Below are 15,324 nucleotides of genomic sequence, written 5' to 3' on the forward strand. Positions count from 1 at the left end.
AGCTTGAAGTTGTAAGCCGTAAGCCGTCAGCCGTCAGCCGTCAGTCATAAGCATAACATTGTGCGGGGTAAACTCCCGCCTACAGGTATGATTAACTCAGATATTTGGGTTTGTTGTAGGCGGGGCTTTACGCCGCGCAAATCGGTTATCTTTTTATTATCCAATTTTAAATAAAAACACTTTACCTCAACTATTGTTGAGGTTTTATTGTGACTTAAATTATTTTAAATAAAGGGTATTTATTATGTATTTAGAGCACGTAAATTTGGTGGTGAGTAATGTTGATGAGATGCTACATTTTTATAAGGCCGCTTTTCCACATTGGTCAATCAGAAGCGAAGGGCGAGGTGATTGGCATGGAAAACCACGTAAATGGTTGCACTTTGGAGATGACCGCCAGTATCTAGCACTTAGCGATAATGGTGAGCAACCTAATCGTAATCTAACAGGACACCAAGTTGGCCTTGCGCATTTTGCTTATGTGACTAGTAATATAGCTGCGGTTATTTCGCGTTTAGAAAATGCGGGTTATAGCATTGCTAAACCAGGTGCAGATAATCCATTCAGGAAAAATGTGTACTTTATTGATCCTGCTGGTTTTGAAGTAGAGTTTGTTGAGTATTTAAGTGATATTCCCAGTGAGCGAAATAACGATTTATGATTTGGGACAAAATTCAAACCGAATCATCACAGCCAAACACAGCTATCATCACGGCTAAAGCCTGTTCCTACGATATACCCGCACGTAGGGGAGCGCTTTAGCGCCGATGGGTTTCGCATGCTATTCAAACAAAATATTAACAGCCAAACGAATCATCATAGCCAAACACAACTATTATCACGGCTAAAGCCTGTTCCTACGATATACCCGCACGTAGGAGCGCGCTTTAGCGCCGATGGGTTTCACGCTATTCAAACAAAATATTAACAGCCAAACCGAATCATCACAGCCAAACACAGCTATTATCACGGCTAAAGCCTGTTCCTACGATATACCCGCACGTAGGAGAGCGCTTTAGCGCCGATGGGTTTCACGCTATTCAAACAAAATATTAACAGCCAAACCGAATCATCACAGCCAAACACAACTATTATCAAGGCTGAAGCCTGTTCCTACGATATACCTGCACGTAGGAGCGCGCTTTAGCGCCGATGGGTTTCACGCTATTCAAACAAAATATTAACAGCCAAACCGAGTCATCACAGCCAAACACAGCTATTATCACGGCTAAAGCCTGTTCCTACGATATACCCGCACGTAGGAGCGCGCTTTAGCGCCGATGGGTTCCGCATGCTATTCAAACAAAATATTAACAGCCAAACCGAATCATCACAGCCAAACACGACTATTATCACGGCTAAAGCCTGTTCCTACGATATACCTGCACGTAGGAGCGCGCTTTAGCGCCGATGGGTTTCACGCTATTCAAACAAAATATTAACAGTCAAACCGAATCATCACAGCCAAACACAGCTATTATCACGGCTAAAGCCTGTTCCTACGATATTCCTGCACGTAGGAGGGCGCTTTAATACTTATCTTTTCCTTGCCAGCTTGTTTTTAGGCTGTTGGCAAAGCTGACAAACTTTTCTTTTATTGTGCGTTTAATTTTTATTTCAACTGAGCCAAGCACCACTTTGCCTTCAATGGTAATTGTTGGCCCTTGATGTTTATTGAGCGACACCGATTTATTTTCGACACTACCAACAACACTGAATATTTTAGAAACCACGTTAACGTGCTCAGGTACATAAATTTCGTCACTGCCTAATAAGCAATTTACATGGATAGTAATGTGTTGGTGCTGAAAAATAGCATCTGTAAAATCTAATTCTATTGAACCAAGTAGGTTAGTAAGATGGATCACCTTTGGCACAACCCACTGGCCACTGCGTTCGTTTGACCCAAGAATACTACGTAGGTGCAGTCCTTCATCACTAGTGTTGTTACTGTAGTTAGGAGAAAACTGGGCACGTTTTTCAGATTGATAGCTACTGTCGGCTTTTAATTCTAAGTCACTCACCAGATCGATTAGAGTTTGGTTGTTTGTGGCTTCCATTGCTTGGTCCAATCGACGCTCAAAGGCTTCTGCAGAAATAACCGCGTGGCTGTAGTTATAGATTAATTGATCAATAACTTGTTCACGCACTTGTTCAATTGGGCGATCTTCTAATTTTACAGTCATGAGTTTTCCTTTGAGTGACTTTGTTGTTTTGTAATGGCTCTTTTGTAAAGCAAAGCTTAGGCCATTTTTTTAGTTGTTAAAAATCAGCTGTTTATTTATTTCAAAGATACTTTACCTTTTAAAATTAATGAAATATTAACGAACAACACTATTAATTGGTTTATTTAACAACCATGAGAACAAATTACTTAATAGCCTGTAAATTATTACCACACGTTGAAAGAGAGATAAACTAGGTTTGATTTAAGTTGTTGATATTAAAGGTTTAAAAAGTTGGCCTGATGTTCGCATTACTCTAATTGTCTTAAATCAAAAGGAAAAAGATTATGAAAACATTTAACAAATCTATTATTGCCGCTTTAGTTCTTGGTACAACTGCTATGAGTGCTCAAGCAAGTAGCTGGGAAAATGAAAGTAAAGATGCTTGGATTGATGGAAAGGCGGAAACAGTTCTTTTAATGAACACTAACCTAAACAATTTTGACATTAACACAGATGTAAAAAATGGCAAGGTTGTACTGACAGGTAAAGTTGAAAGCGAGCTTGATAAAGAGTTAGCTGAAGAACTAGTACTAAGTCTTGATGGTGTACTGGGCGTAAATAATGAGCTTACCGTTGTAAAAAATGCTGAAATCAAGCACAACGATAACGATAGCGTTGAAAGTGACTTAACTGACGCAAAGATTAGTACTGTTATTACTACACGTTATTTATTCAACTCAGAAGTTGGCGGTACAGATATTGATGTAGATACTGACAAAGGTGTTGTGACACTCAATGGTACAGTAGACTCTGATGCTGAAAAGCAACTTGCGGTTAAAATTGCTAAAAATGCTGAAGATGTACGTGATGTAGTTGATAATTTAACTATTATCGCAGAGTGATTTTAGTTAGAAACGCCCAGCTAGGCTGGGCTTTCTACTCTTATAACAAGGAGTGTAAACAATGGATTTAATACGTATTTTATTATCGGTTTTAATTCCGCCTTTAGGTGTGTTTTTACAAGTTGGCCTAGGTGCACAATTTTGGATTAATATTTTATTAACGCTATTAGGTTATTTTCCAGGCCTAATACATGCAATATACATTATTGCGAAACGTTAAATTTATTAGTTAGCGACAAGGAATGAACAGCAAGGACGGTAGCATATTCAAACCATTTCAAAATATGAATTTCTGTATCTTGAGGTTGTTTGGGTATATAAAGCGTAGCAGGAGATCTTTATGGAAAAGGTAGCGCAACACAATCAGGAAGAAAAAACACGCCCCCCAAAAGCGTTATGGACAGCGCAACAGTGGAAGCGAGTTATTGATATGACCCAAGGAATGAACAAATAATCAAGTTGATTAGTTAAGGATAATAAAAACTACAAGGATTGGCTCAGGAGTTAAAAGGATATTTATATTTATACGGACATTTTTGGAACTGCCTATTTAAGGTATGTGTTTGCACAAGGATCAAAAAGGATTTTAGCTAGGATGGTTACATTCAAATTATAAGTGCATGCTATTTACTAATAGAGAGCATGCACTTATGACCCACCAGAATTCTTCAGTATTAACTTACGTCCCAAATTTTAAGAAAATCCGCGCAAGGTAAATCCTGCCTGAGGCCGTGGTTAAATCATAGCAGTTTAAATTTGTGTAGGCGGGGCTTTATGCCGCGCGAATTTTTTGGAAAAGATATTTGGTTCTAGGAAAGTAATAAATTCTAAGTAAGTAATAAACTAGGCGGGATATATGCTTTTTCTGTGTTGTTTCAGGCAGTGTGCGAGGTAAACTCCCGCCTACGGCCATGGTTAAAATCATAGCAGTTTAAATTTGTGTAGGCGGGGCTTTATGCCGCGCGAATTTTTTTAAAAGATATTTGGTTCCAGGAAAGTAATAGATTCTAGGTAAGTAATAAACTAGGCAGGATATATGCTTTTTCTGTGTTGTTTCAGGCAGTGCGCGAGGTAAACTCCCGCCTACGGCGTGGTTAAAATCACTGTTTTAATTTGTGTAGGTACGCTCTTAGACGAGCAGCCAGGTTGCGGTTCCTAAGAATGCGAATATGCCGACAATGTCTGTAACGGTTGTCAGTACTACGCTACCAGCAAGGGCGGGATCTATTTTCATTCTTTTCAAGATCAGTGGGATACTTGCACCAGCGATGCCCGCAGCAACTAGATTCATAAACATTGCAAATGCGAGTACGCCACCAAGTTTAAAGTCCCACTGCCAAATTGCGACTACACCTGCTATCAGAATTGACCAAACAATACCGTTAATCGCGCCAATAGCGAGTTCTTTCATAAGTAAGAAACGTTGGTTAGTTTGGTTTATATGACCAACGGCAATACCACGTATTACAAGTGTTAATGTTTGGCTACCCGCAACGCCACCCATTGAAGGCACTATGCCATTCAATACAGCAAGGATAGGTAGGATTGCTAAGGTGTTTTCAAAAAAGCTGGCAACAATAGCTGCCATAAGTGCTGTTAATAAGTTAACTCCCAGCCAAATAGAGCGTTTTTTAGAGCTTTTTAATACGGGAGCAAAGGTGTCTTCTTCATCATCAAGACCCGCCAAGCTTAACAGGCTATGCTCGGCGTCTTCTCGGATAACGTCAACGATATCATCGATTGTAATACGACCAAGTAGATGGTCGTTATCATCAACAACAGGTGCTGATATCCAGTTATGGCGCTCAAATAGTTGGGCTACTTCCGTTTCATCCATTGAAATAGGAATGGACTCACAATCTTCATCCATAAAATCACGAATGATCTTATCCGGCGAATTAGTCAATAATGTGGTTAGTGACATGGCACCTATAAAGCAGTTGTTTTTATCAACGACATAAAGGTCATCGGTGCCCTCTGGTAGTTCACCTCTTAAGCGTAAATAACGAAGTACCACGTCGATAGTGACATCTGGACGAATGGTCACGGTATCTGTATTCATCAGCGCACCAGCAGAGCGCTCTTGATATGAAAGAGCTTGCGTTGCGCGTTCTCTGTCTTGGCTATCCATTGCGCTAACAACGTCTTGATAAACTGTGTCAGGCAGGCTTCTTAGCACTTCACCTAAATCATCATGCCCCATGTCTTCAGTGGCCGCAGCAATATGCTCCGGTTCCATTTGGGCGATAATACCTAAACGAACATCTTCTGAGAGTTCTTCGAGTACGTCACCTTGAACATCAGGGTCAACTAGTTGCCATAGTTGGGTACGAGTTTTATGGGGGGATGACTCAAGCAGTAATGCGGTGTCACATGGGGCTGTTTTTGCCAACATACGCCTAACTTGAACAAACTGACCACTGTTAAGTGACTTAGTCACTTGTTTTAGTTGTTGTAGTGGGTAATCTTGTTCAAAAGCTTCAGGCATTGGCGTCCTTAAATAATTAATACACTTTTAGGGTAGGGTAGACTTCGATAATTAAGCAGGCTGATTGTTATAACCAACATGCTTATTCAGTTTATCGCAATTTGTAAAGCGATACTACGAGCTATTCTTGCTCGTTAAATTTCTGTGCAATAAGTTGTCCTATTGCCGCTAGTGCGGGTTCTGCATCGGGGCCTTCGCACACTACTTTTACTTCTTTTCCTTGGCTACTTTCAAGTAACATTAAGCCTAATACGCTATCTCCAGCGGCTTCTTTGTTATCTTGATGAAGCGTAATACTGGCATCGAACTGCACGGCTAGTTGCGCTAATACACTGGCTGCACGGGCGTGTAAACCAAGCTTATTTTCTATTAAAAATGTATCTTCTAAACGCATTGGTTTCTCTTTGTTTATTCTTGTTCGCGATGGCGAATCTTCACATTACTATGGCTCATTGCAAAGCTTTCGCCAATGGTTTGTGCTAAATACACTGAACGATGTTGTCCACCGGTACAGCCGATTGCAATTGTTAAGTAGCTACGATTATTGCGTTCAAGGTGTGGTAACCATGTTTGCATAAAAGTTTGAATTTGCCATGTGAATTTTTGCACTATGCTGTGACTCGCTAAATAATCTTTTACCGGTTGATCAAGCCCTGTTAGTGGCTTTAATTCAGGTTCCCAGTGTGGGTTTGGTAAAAAGCGCGCATCAAATACATAATCAGCTCCCTTAGGAATGCCATGCTTAAAACCAAATGACTCAAATGTAATGATCAGTTTTTTATCTTTTTTTCCTAAGATTTTTTCGCGAATTGATTCAGCCAGCTGGTGGACACTTAAATCGGTTGTATCAAGAATAAAGTCGGCGCGGGTAATGAGTACATCTAATAGCACTTTTTCTTGTTTAATGGCTAAATCAAGTGGCAATGAATCTAAAGAAAGTGGGTGTAAACGGCGTGTTTCAGAAAAGCGCTTAATGAGCGTTTGGTCGTCACTGTCTAGATAAAATAGAGTTGGGTTTGCAAACCCCGGAAGATACTCAAGGATATCATTAAACTCTTGCTGTTCTTTGGGTAAGTTACGCACATCAATACTGACGGCAATCTTATCGTAGTTATCAGATACACTACGCACTAACGACGGTAATAAGTTTACAGGGATATTATCAACACAATAATAGCCAAGGTCTTCTAATACACGCAAAGCGACAGATTTACCTGACCCTGAGCGCCCACTGATGATAATTAATTCCATGTAAACTCTCCTTCTTTTAACTACGACTGTTCAACAATTACTTGATATAGATCTTGGTCTGTTTTTGCGCTACGTATTTGTTTACAAAACTCTTTGTCGTTGAGTTTATCAGCAATTGTAGCCAACGTCTTTAAATGAAGTTCACTGTCACCGTCAGGTACGATGAGTGCAACAAAAATATCGACGGGGCGATTATCAATGGCATCAAAATTGATTGGTTGTTCGCTTACTAAAATTAAAGCGAGTGGTTCTTGTGCGCCACTCATGCGACCATGCGGGATCGCGATACCACGGCCAATACCTGTACTACCTAATTTTTCTCTATTTAATAGAGCACTCAATATGTCTTGTTGTGATAAGTGAGGAAGCCGTTCATGAGCCAATTGGCTGATAAATTCGAGGATACGTTTTTTGCTATTAAAAAGGACCGCAGCTTTACTGCAGTCCTGACAAGTAAGTGAACTTAGTTTCATAGTGTTAGTGTCGAGCGTGCTTCTCTTTGTGTTTGATAACTTGACGGTCGAGTTTATCGATGAGCCCGTCAATCGCGGCATACATGTCCTGGTGCTGCGTTGAGGCAAATAGCTCTGCGCCACTGACATGTAATGTTGCTTCTGCTTTTTGGTTGAGCTTTTCTACGTCAAGAATAACATGGACATTGTTGATGTGATCAAAATGCCTCTCAAGCTTCGCAAACTTATTGTTTACATAGTCTCTTAATGAATCAGTAATTTCTACGTGACGACCAGTTAAATTTAGTTGCATAAGCATTTTCCTTCTTGTGGTTTTACGCCTTAAATCAAGCTTTTACGTTGATTTGACGGTGGAATAGCTAGCGATTCACGGTACTTTGCTATTGTTCGTCTAGCTACTTTGATACCTTGCTCTGCCAATATATCTGCAATTTTACTATCACTCAATGGTTTAGCTGAGTTTTCTGCTGCAATCAATTTTTTTATGAGTGCACGAATTGCTGTCGATGAGCATTCTCCGCCATTTTCGGTACTGACATGGCTTGAGAAAAAATACTTTAACTCAAAAATACCACGTGGTGTATGCATGTACTTCTGGGTTGTTACCCGGGAGATTGTTGATTCATGCATTTCAACCATTTCAGCAACATCGTTTAATACCATAGGTCGCATAGCCTCGGGGCCATGCTCAAAAAAACCTTGCTGCTGTTTAACAATGCAGTTAGTTACTTTGAGTAATGTGTCATTACGACTTTCTAGGCTTTTTATAAACCATTTAGCTTCTTGTAAATGAGAGCGAATAAATTGGCTGTCAGTGCTCGATTTTACTGAGCGCGACATCGCCGCATATTGGCTGTTAACTCTAATTTTTGGCATGCTATCTGGGTTGAGCTCTACCACCCAGCGGCCTTTAATTTTTTTCACTGACACGTCGGGAATAACGTACTCTGACTCTTCTCGAACTATGGTATCCGCAGGCTTTGGATTAAGGCTGTGGATGAGTGTCATTACTTCTTTTAGTTCATCTTCCTTTAGCTTAGTCTTTTTCATCAAAGTACGATAGTCGCGACTAGCTAATAAATCGATATGATCAGTTAAAATCATTTTTGTTTCGGCAATCCAAGGCGTTGCAGGATCAAATTGATTTAGCTGAATACATAAACATTCAGGTAGGCTGCGTGCAGCAATACCGACCGGATCAAATAACTGAATACGCTTTAATACCGCTTGAACTTCATCAAGTTCAATTTCTTCTTCGTTATTACCTTTGTTTAGACTTTCAGCAATGTCTTCACAGCTTAGTGTAAGAATACCTGAGTCATCAACCGCTTCGACAATGGCTATCGCGATAGCTTCGTCAGTCGGACTAAAATGAGTCAGCTGTAGTTGCCACATAAGGTGATCGTGGAGGGTTTCAGATGAAGCGCCTTGATAAATAGATTCATCTTCAGGCATTGGCCCTGATGAAGAGCTTGGTGCGGCGCTCATGTATTCATCCCATGTAACATCCATCGCCATTTCGTCGCTTACGGTATCTTTTGCTAGCGCTTCACTGCTTTCTTGTTCGTATTCACTTGGCGTGTCATCAGCTGAGGCACTGACAGTTTGATCATCAGTATCTTGTTTTTGTTCGTTCTTACCACCTGATTCATCACCAAAGTCATTTTCATCGACCTCAAGTAATGGATTGCTATCTAGTGCTTCTTGGATCTCTTGTTGAAGATCTAACGTGCTCAACTGTAACAAACGAATAGCTTGTTGTAGCTGTGGTGTCATTGTAAGTTGCTGGCCCATGCGCAGCTGGAGTGATTGCCTCATGTATCTCTAACAATCCTTTTATTGTTGTCATAATTAAGTCTAGCAGAACCTTAGCCGGGCGTGGCTTTATAGCCTAAATTGCTCACCCAAATAAACGTCGCGGACTGTTTGGTCGGCAAGTACATGCTCAGGAGTGCCTGATGCAATTAACTCCCCATGAGAAACTATGTAGGCTTTTTCACAAACATCAAGGGTTTCTCGTACATTGTGGTCGGTAATAAGTACGCCTATCCCACGGTTTTTAAGATGTTCAATAATCTTCTTTATATCTAACACCGAAATAGGATCAACGCCAGCAAAAGGCTCATCTAACAGAATAAATTTAGGGTTTGCGGCTAAAGCGCGAGCAATTTCAACGCGACGGCGTTCACCACCAGATAATGCCATACCTTGACTATCGCGGATATGCTGAATGCTAAATTCATCAAGTAAGCCATCAAGCGCTTCTTCACGAGCTTGTTTATTTAGCTCTTTACGGGTTTCGAGTATCGCCATCAGGTTTTGGTAAACGGTCAGTTTGCGAAATATCGAAGATTCTTGCGGTAAATAGCCAATCCCTAAACGTGCACGGCTGTGCATTGGTAATAAGGTGATGTCGTTATCATCTATGCTTATTTTACCTTTGTCGCTTGGCACTAATCCTACAATCATGTAAAAAGTGGTGGTTTTGCCTGCGCCATTAGGGCCAAGTAAGCCAACAATGCTACCAGCGCTGACTTCTAAGCCTACATTTTTTACGACTTGGCGGCCTTTATAACTTTTTGCTAAAAACTCAGCTTTTAATGTGCTCATGGCTGACCTTTTTCGTTATCTTTTTTAGTGTTTACTGGGACTAATATTGTATGCACTCGTTCGTCTGAATTTTCATCTTTTTCAGCGCTAATTAATTGTTGGTCCATGTCGTATGTAATACTTTTGGCATTAATCTTTTGACCTGCTTGAGTGACTTGGGCGTTACCGATTAAAGTTAAATAGCGTTTATCAACATCGTAACGAACCTCATTGGCGCTGGCGCTCATAATTGTGCCATCTGTTTGTTTTTCTTCAAAGTATGCAGGGCTTCCAGTGGCAACAAGCAGCTGCTTATTATCACCTAAATCTTCACGTTTGTGCACTTCTAGGTGATCGGCTGTGATACGACGATTACCATGGATTATCTCTACGTTTTTTTCAAAAATACCGACATTTTTTTTCAGCTGTGCAAGCTGTTTATCAGCGCTTATCGATACTTGGTCTGCAAGTGGAAGAGTACCTTCAGCAAAGCTTGAAAGGGCAATGAACAAGCTAGGTATTACAAGTAAGTGAGCAAATTTATTGGTCATAATATATGGTTCGCGTATGGTTAATAAGTTCTACCACTTCGGCTTTTAAGTCGGCTCTAAGGCCGCGTCCGGTGGTCTTTAAATTTGGTCCGATTAATTCAACAGGCTGTTCTGAACTCATGGTTTGTTGTTCAATATCAACCAAGATATTATCGGCATTAATATGCTTAATCATTGCGTTGTTTGTGAGATTTTTAGCAACAACATTGCCTTCTAAAATCAACTGGTTATTTTCATATAATGTGGCTTCTTGCGCATTGATTTGCCACGTTTGCTGTTGATTATATAAAGTAAAAATAGGCTTTTCAAAGTAAGTAAATCCTAACTGCTGATAAAGTTCCATTTTTGCTGCGGTTACTTTGTGGCTAATTTTACCTTGCTCATCAAATGCGGTTTGCTTTAATTCGACCGCGGTATAATCAGGTTTTGCTATCACATCTTCTTGATTTTTTACCGTGGTCGTTGTTTGGCTAAAGTACGGGAGCCACAACCACGCCATAAAACCTATAAATAATACGCTTAATATTAAACGCGCACTATTCATGAGCTAGTCCCTTCACTGGTCAATGATTTTCCATTAACTAGCATTAATAAGTCGGTTAGCTCGCGTACTGCACCAAAGCCACCGGGTAGCATTGTTGTGTAATGTGATAGTCGCTTAATTAGCGGGTGTGCGTCATTTACAGCAACTGCAAAGCCAACCAGTTCCATGACCGGTAAATCAGGACCGTCATCGCCGATATAGGCAATTTGTTCGTCACTTAACTGGAGTTTATCTTTTAGCTCTTGATAAGCGTGCAACTTGTTTTCTTGGCCTTGGTAGATATGCGGTACAGTTAGGCTAGTCATTCGTTGCTGAACTATCTGTGAATGGCGGCCTGTGATCACGGCTACTTCAAAACCACTATTGATAAGCGCTTTGATACCAAAACCGTCTTTAGTATTGAAGGCTTTTAGTTCTTCACCTTGGTTACCAAGATAAATACGGCCATCAGAGAATACCCCGTCAATATCACAAATAAGTAATTTAACTTTTTTGGCGCGGGTTTGCGCATCGTCTGAAAGTGGTTGGTATAAGTCTGCAAATTGCATTATAAAACTCCTGCTTTTAGCAAATCTTGCATGTTAAGTGCGCCAATAGGGTGGTGATTTTCATCAATGACAATTAAGCCATTAATGCGTTTATTCTCCATGATATTAAGCGCTTCGGCTGCTAGCATATCGGCTGTAGCTGTTGTGCAAGAACGGGTCATTACGTGACTAATTAAAGTACTGTGAATATCAATTCGTTGCTCTAAAATTCGGCGCAAATCACCATCTGTGAACAAGCCAGCAAGTTGACCCGAATTATCAACTATAGCGGTCATGCCCAAGCCTTTAGCCGACATTTCAATTAACGCGTCTTTAATACATTGCGTGTCTTTGATGATAGGCGTTGTATTGCCAGTATGCATAATATCTTTTAAGCACAGCAATAAGCGTTTGCCTAAACTTCCACCAGGGTGTGATAGTGCAAAGTCGTCAGCAGTAAAACCTCGCGTTTCCAGTAGGGCAACTGCCATTGCATCCCCCATAGCAAGCGTGGCTGTTGTGCTTGCTGTTGGGGCAAGGCCAAGCGGGCATGCTTCTTGGCTTACTTTAACGCATACGTGAACATCAGCCCATGTAGCCATTGATGAGTCAGGATTGCCGGTCATTGCGATCATTTTTGCACCAAGGCGCTTTATGACCGGGATAATGTTTAATACTTCACTGGTTTCACCTGAATTAGAGATAAGAATAACCACATCATCACGTGTGATCATACCTAAATCGCCGTGGCTTGCCTCTCCTGGATGCACAAAAAAAGCAGGGGTACCTGTGCTGGCTAACGTTGCCGCTATTTTATTACCAATATGGCCAGATTTACCCATGCCTACGACAATAATCCGACCGCTGCATTGATACATTAGTTGGCAGGCTTGATTAAAATTATGATCAAGGTATTGAGCAATATCAGCAAGGGCTTGGCGTTCTATTTCAAGGACTCGTTTACCTTGTTCAATAAAATTTAACTGCGTCATTGTGTTATCCATTTTATGAGGTGCATTAAGCAACTTGGCTGAAAATATAACCTTGGTATACTAAAAATGAGATCAGTAATATGCCACCTTCTACTCGAGTAATACGTCGTGACCCTCTAAAACTCAAGGACATGGCAATTAATGCGATGGTTGCACCAATCATTATTAATGCATCGCGGTTTGCTGCCGAAGGGTCAATGATCGATGGGTTTATAATACCAGCCAGTGGCAATACGGCTAATATGTTAAATAAGTTTGAACCAACGATATTACCTAAAGCTAAGTCATCTTCTTTTTTAAGGACCCCAGCAATACATGCTGCAAGTTCTGGCAAGCTTGTACCAATGGCAATAATTGTTAGACCGATAACTAAGTCACTCAAACCAAAGTACTGTGCTATGTCAACGGCTGAACCAACTAAAAAATGCGAACTTACTGGCAGTAATATCATGCCAATGACTAACCAAAAAAGCGCCGACTTAGTTGTTACATTGTCTGGCACATCTTCACATGCTTCGCTAACAAACGGGTCATCTGCTTCGTTTTTTGCTCGAATAGATACAAGGATAAGACCGGCAATAAAAACAACAAAGCCAATAACTAGCGCAATACCTTCAAAAAATGAAAAATAGTTATCAGAAAAAATGTACCAAGCGGCAATTGATACTAACAACACAAGGGGCATTTCACGTTTTAAAGTCGTTGAAGAAACAGATAAAGGTCTGAATAATGCTGTAATACCAAGTACTAAAAGAATATTGGTGATATTTGACCCTACAGCATTACCCACTGCAGTGTCAGTTTTACCAGCGAGTGCAGCAGAGGCTGACACCATCATTTCAGGTGCGGATGAGCCCATTGCAACAACCGTTAAACCGATAATTAAAGTAGGGATCCCTAAGTTTTTAGCTAATGCAGCAGCACCGTAAACAAAGCGATCAGCACTCCAAACCAGAGCTGCAAAACCAAGAATTAAAATGACAAATGAAGTCACCATTATATTACGCCAATTATTCAAAATGAGATGGCTGCAAATAGTAACAAAAGCCAACCTGAAAGTATAAATAAAAGAATCAGGTCAACTTGTTAGATTTGCCTTTAAAAGTAACGTAGTAAGGAGGTATTTAGAGGTGAATATGTAAGCGAGGTTACTTTTACATTAAATATTACAAAATTTTACGATTTGTTTTTTCCATCTTGGTGGAAAAACCCTTAAAATAGCAAAACTAGGAAAATAGTAATGGAGAGCGACTTGTCGCAACCAATAGTAGAAATCAAGGATGTGAGCTTTTCACGGGGCAACAGAAGCATATATAAAAATATGAGTTTCAGTGTTCCAAAAGGCAAAATAACGGCGATTATGGGCCCTAGCGGCATTGGTAAAACGACGATGCTACGTTTGATTGGCGGTCAGTTGAAACCAGATAATGGCACTATTTTGTTTGAAGGCGATAATATCCCGACCATGTCGCGTAAAGAGCTTTATGCTGCGCGAACCAAAATGAGCATGTTATTTCAAAGTGGAGCATTGTTTACCGATATGTCCGTGTTTGACAATATCGCGTTTCCACTACGAGAACATACCCGCTTAAGTGAAGATTTAATTCGCCTTGTTGTATTAATGAAGTTGCAAGCTGTGGGCTTGCGTGGCGCACAAGATCTTATGCCTTCAGAATTATCAGGTGGTATGGCACGCCGAGCAGCGCTGGCACGTTCAATTGCGCTTGATCCTGAGTTGATAATGTATGACGAGCCATTTGCAGGGCAAGATCCAATCTCAATGGGAGTATTGGTGAAATTGATTAAGTCGTTAAATCAGGTGTTAGGTTTGTCATCGTTGATAGTGACTCATGACGTTACTGAAGTGATGAGCATTGCTGACCACGTGATCATTATTGCTGATCAAGGCGTAATAGGGTGTGGCACGCCTGATGAAATGCGTAATCATGAATCACCGTTAGTGCAACAGTTTTTAAAAGGCTTGTCAGATGGTCCAGTGCCATTTCATTTTCCTGCTCAACCATACGATGAAGAGTTACTCGGAGTGCATAGCTGATGTTTGATTTACTTCAAAAGCTAGGCCATAAAGCTTTAGGTCGTTTTGCGGCGTTAGGGCGTTCAACGCAAATGTTAGTTGGTGCCTTGTGGAATATACCTAACTTTAGAAAAGGTACCCCGCTATTAATTCGTCAGTTATACATGATAGGTTCGCAGTCACTGCTGATTATTATGGTGTCAGGGCTGTTTATAGGTATGGTGCTTGCGCTGCAAGGTTATACGGTTTTGGTGGGCTATGGTGCAGAAGATAGCTTGGGCCCGTTAGTGGCATTGAGCTTATTACGAGAATTAGGCCCGGTAGTGACCGCATTATTATTTGCTGGGCGCGCAGGTAGTGCATTAACCGCCGAAATAGGGTTGATGAAAGCGACAGAGCAATTATCGAGCCTTGAAATGATGGCAATTGATCCGCTTAAGCGTATTATTGCGCCGCGTTTTTGGGCTGGCTTTATCAGCATGCCATTACTGGCATTAATTTTCTCTGCGGTAGCAATAATTGGTGCGCATCTTGTTGGTGTTGATTGGCTAGGCGTAGATACCGGTAGCTTTTGGTCAATTATGCAATCTCAAGTATCGTTCCAACAAGATATTTTAAATGGCATGATAAAAAGTTTTGTATTTGCCATCGTCGTTACTTGGATAGCACTTTATAAAGGATATGACTGCATACCGACTTCAGAGGGGATAAGTAAAGCAACGACAGAAACGGTTGTGCACTCATCGTTGGCTGTTTTAGGGTTTGATTTTATTTTGACTGCGGTAATGTTTACCAACTAATAAA

At 40.7% G+C, this 15,324-nt stretch carries 18 protein-coding genes; 5 read left to right on the forward strand and 13 right to left on the reverse strand.

All coding sequences use genetic code 11. The features are described from left to right. Positions 1–244 precede the first annotated feature (244 nt). Positions 245–661 (forward strand): VOC family protein, encoded by a 417-nt coding sequence (locus A7967_RS12565; protein WP_054204420.1) that lies wholly within the window; start codon positions 245–247, stop codon positions 659–661. An 868-nt stretch (positions 662–1,529) separates the two neighbouring features. Here A7967_RS12565 and A7967_RS12570 read toward each other — a convergent pair. Then, entirely contained in the window at positions 1,530–2,186 is a 657-nt protein-coding gene (locus tag A7967_RS12570; protein WP_054204419.1) for a LiaF domain-containing protein, read from the reverse strand. Between the two features lie 326 nt (positions 2,187–2,512). On the opposite strand from A7967_RS12570, the gene A7967_RS12575 reads away from it, so the two are divergent. Further along, the gene (locus tag A7967_RS12575; protein ID WP_054204418.1) at positions 2,513–3,070 is read left to right on the forward strand and encodes a BON domain-containing protein; all 558 of its coding nucleotides are present in this window, start codon (positions 2,513–2,515) and stop codon (positions 3,068–3,070) included. A 61-nt stretch (positions 3,071–3,131) separates the two neighbouring features. Beyond that, positions 3,132–3,290, forward strand: coding sequence for a YqaE/Pmp3 family membrane protein (locus A7967_RS22130; RefSeq protein WP_064485887.1), 159 nt, complete (start codon positions 3,132–3,134; stop codon positions 3,288–3,290). Between the two features lie 909 nt (positions 3,291–4,199). Here A7967_RS22130 and mgtE read toward each other — a convergent pair. From mgtE to A7967_RS12635, 12 genes are all read right to left on the reverse strand, one after another. Continuing rightward, the gene (mgtE, locus tag A7967_RS12580; protein WP_054204417.1) at positions 4,200–5,558 is read right to left on the reverse strand and encodes a magnesium transporter; all 1,359 of its coding nucleotides are present in this window, start codon (positions 5,556–5,558) and stop codon (positions 4,200–4,202) included. A gap of 121 nt (positions 5,559–5,679) precedes the next feature. After that, a complete protein-coding gene (locus A7967_RS12585) occupies positions 5,680–5,952 on the reverse strand; it encodes an HPr family phosphocarrier protein (protein ID WP_054204416.1) in 273 nt (90 codons plus the stop codon). A 14-nt stretch (positions 5,953–5,966) separates the two neighbouring features. Then, positions 5,967–6,809, reverse strand: a complete 843-nt coding sequence (gene rapZ, locus A7967_RS12590; protein ID WP_054204415.1) for an RNase adapter RapZ — start codon at positions 6,807–6,809, stop codon at positions 5,967–5,969. 20 nt (positions 6,810–6,829) lie between these two features. After that, a complete protein-coding gene (locus A7967_RS12595; RefSeq protein WP_054204414.1) occupies positions 6,830–7,282 on the reverse strand; it encodes a PTS sugar transporter subunit IIA in 453 nt (150 codons plus the stop codon). A gap of 4 nt (positions 7,283–7,286) precedes the next feature. Then, positions 7,287–7,574: a ribosome hibernation promoting factor gene (hpf, locus tag A7967_RS12600; RefSeq protein WP_054204413.1), complete on the reverse strand. Its 288-nt coding sequence runs from the start codon at positions 7,572–7,574 to the stop codon at positions 7,287–7,289. A 29-nt stretch (positions 7,575–7,603) separates the two neighbouring features. Further along, positions 7,604–9,100 carry an RNA polymerase factor sigma-54 gene (locus tag A7967_RS12605; protein WP_054204412.1) on the reverse strand — a complete coding sequence of 499 codons (1,497 nt, stop codon included), beginning with the start codon at positions 9,098–9,100 and terminating at the stop codon, positions 7,604–7,606. A 66-nt stretch (positions 9,101–9,166) separates the two neighbouring features. Next, complete coding sequence (lptB, locus tag A7967_RS12610; RefSeq protein ID WP_054204411.1) at positions 9,167–9,892, reverse strand: LPS export ABC transporter ATP-binding protein; 726 nt, start codon at positions 9,890–9,892, stop codon at positions 9,167–9,169. After that, positions 9,889–10,422 (reverse strand): lipopolysaccharide transport periplasmic protein LptA, encoded by a 534-nt coding sequence (lptA, locus tag A7967_RS12615; protein WP_054452733.1) that lies wholly within the window; start codon positions 10,420–10,422, stop codon positions 9,889–9,891. The genes lptB and lptA overlap by 4 nt, the downstream gene beginning before the upstream one ends. Next, complete coding sequence (lptC, locus tag A7967_RS12620) at positions 10,412–10,966, reverse strand: LPS export ABC transporter periplasmic protein LptC (protein ID WP_054204409.1); 555 nt, start codon at positions 10,964–10,966, stop codon at positions 10,412–10,414. Before lptC ends, lptA begins: the two co-directional genes overlap by 11 nt. Then, positions 10,963–11,514, reverse strand: coding sequence for a 3-deoxy-manno-octulosonate-8-phosphatase KdsC (gene kdsC, locus A7967_RS12625; RefSeq protein WP_054452732.1), 552 nt, complete (start codon positions 11,512–11,514; stop codon positions 10,963–10,965). Before kdsC ends, lptC begins: the two co-directional genes overlap by 4 nt. After that, on the reverse strand, positions 11,514–12,485 hold the full coding sequence (locus A7967_RS12630) for a KpsF/GutQ family sugar-phosphate isomerase (RefSeq protein ID WP_054452731.1): 972 nt from the start codon (positions 12,483–12,485) through the stop codon (positions 11,514–11,516). Before A7967_RS12630 ends, kdsC begins: the two co-directional genes overlap by 1 nt. Positions 12,486–12,510: 25 nt before the next feature. Next, complete coding sequence (locus A7967_RS12635; RefSeq protein WP_054452729.1) at positions 12,511–13,482, reverse strand: calcium/sodium antiporter; 972 nt, start codon at positions 13,480–13,482, stop codon at positions 12,511–12,513. Positions 13,483–13,725: 243 nt separating this feature from the next. On the opposite strand from A7967_RS12635, the gene mlaF reads away from it, so the two are divergent. Together mlaF and mlaE are read left to right on the forward strand one after the other, a co-directional pair. Then, positions 13,726–14,541, forward strand: a complete 816-nt coding sequence (mlaF, locus tag A7967_RS12640) for a phospholipid ABC transporter ATP-binding protein MlaF (RefSeq protein ID WP_054204405.1) — start codon at positions 13,726–13,728, stop codon at positions 14,539–14,541. Continuing rightward, positions 14,541–15,320, forward strand: a complete 780-nt coding sequence (mlaE, locus tag A7967_RS12645) for a lipid asymmetry maintenance ABC transporter permease subunit MlaE (RefSeq protein WP_054204404.1) — start codon at positions 14,541–14,543, stop codon at positions 15,318–15,320. The genes mlaF and mlaE overlap by 1 nt, the downstream gene beginning before the upstream one ends. Positions 15,321–15,324: the final 4 nt, after the last annotated feature.

Origin of the sequence: Pseudoalteromonas neustonica, assembly GCF_001653135.1 — a bacterium.
Classification (GTDB): domain Bacteria; phylum Pseudomonadota; class Gammaproteobacteria; order Enterobacterales; family Alteromonadaceae; genus Pseudoalteromonas; species Pseudoalteromonas neustonica.

Bases quoted from the DNA above. Each gene is read 5' to 3' on its own strand.
- lptB (WP_054204411.1), bottom strand. From the start codon at position 9,892: ATGAGCACATTAAAAGCTGAGTTTTTAGCAAAAAGTTATAAAGGCCGC.
- kdsC (WP_054452732.1), bottom strand. From the start codon at position 11,514: ATGCAATTTGCAGACTTATACCAACCACTTTCAGACGATGCGCAAACC.
- A7967_RS12585 (WP_054204416.1), bottom strand. From the start codon at position 5,952: ATGCGTTTAGAAGATACATTTTTAATAGAAAATAAGCTTGGTTTACAC.
- rapZ (WP_054204415.1), bottom strand. From the start codon at position 6,809: ATGGAATTAATTATCATCAGTGGGCGCTCAGGGTCAGGTAAATCTGTC.
- hpf (WP_054204413.1), bottom strand. From the start codon at position 7,574: ATGCAACTAAATTTAACTGGTCGTCACGTAGAAATTACTGATTCATTA.
- A7967_RS12595 (WP_054204414.1), bottom strand. From the start codon at position 7,282: ATGAAACTAAGTTCACTTACTTGTCAGGACTGCAGTAAAGCTGCGGTC.
- A7967_RS12630 (WP_054452731.1), bottom strand. From the start codon at position 12,485: ATGACGCAGTTAAATTTTATTGAACAAGGTAAACGAGTCCTTGAAATA.
- A7967_RS12575 (WP_054204418.1), top strand. From the start codon at position 2,513: ATGAAAACATTTAACAAATCTATTATTGCCGCTTTAGTTCTTGGTACA.
- A7967_RS22130 (WP_064485887.1), top strand. From the start codon at position 3,132: ATGGATTTAATACGTATTTTATTATCGGTTTTAATTCCGCCTTTAGGT.
- A7967_RS12565 (WP_054204420.1), top strand. From the start codon at position 245: ATGTATTTAGAGCACGTAAATTTGGTGGTGAGTAATGTTGATGAGATG.
- A7967_RS12635 (WP_054452729.1), bottom strand. From the start codon at position 13,482: ATGGTGACTTCATTTGTCATTTTAATTCTTGGTTTTGCAGCTCTGGTT.
- lptC (WP_054204409.1), bottom strand. From the start codon at position 10,966: ATGAATAGTGCGCGTTTAATATTAAGCGTATTATTTATAGGTTTTATG.
- lptA (WP_054452733.1), bottom strand. From the start codon at position 10,422: ATGACCAATAAATTTGCTCACTTACTTGTAATACCTAGCTTGTTCATT.
- mgtE (WP_054204417.1), bottom strand. From the start codon at position 5,558: ATGCCTGAAGCTTTTGAACAAGATTACCCACTACAACAACTAAAACAA.
- mlaF (WP_054204405.1), top strand. From the start codon at position 13,726: ATGGAGAGCGACTTGTCGCAACCAATAGTAGAAATCAAGGATGTGAGC.
- mlaE (WP_054204404.1), top strand. From the start codon at position 14,541: ATGTTTGATTTACTTCAAAAGCTAGGCCATAAAGCTTTAGGTCGTTTT.
- A7967_RS12605 (WP_054204412.1), bottom strand. From the start codon at position 9,100: ATGAGGCAATCACTCCAGCTGCGCATGGGCCAGCAACTTACAATGACA.
- A7967_RS12570 (WP_054204419.1), bottom strand. From the start codon at position 2,186: ATGACTGTAAAATTAGAAGATCGCCCAATTGAACAAGTGCGTGAACAA.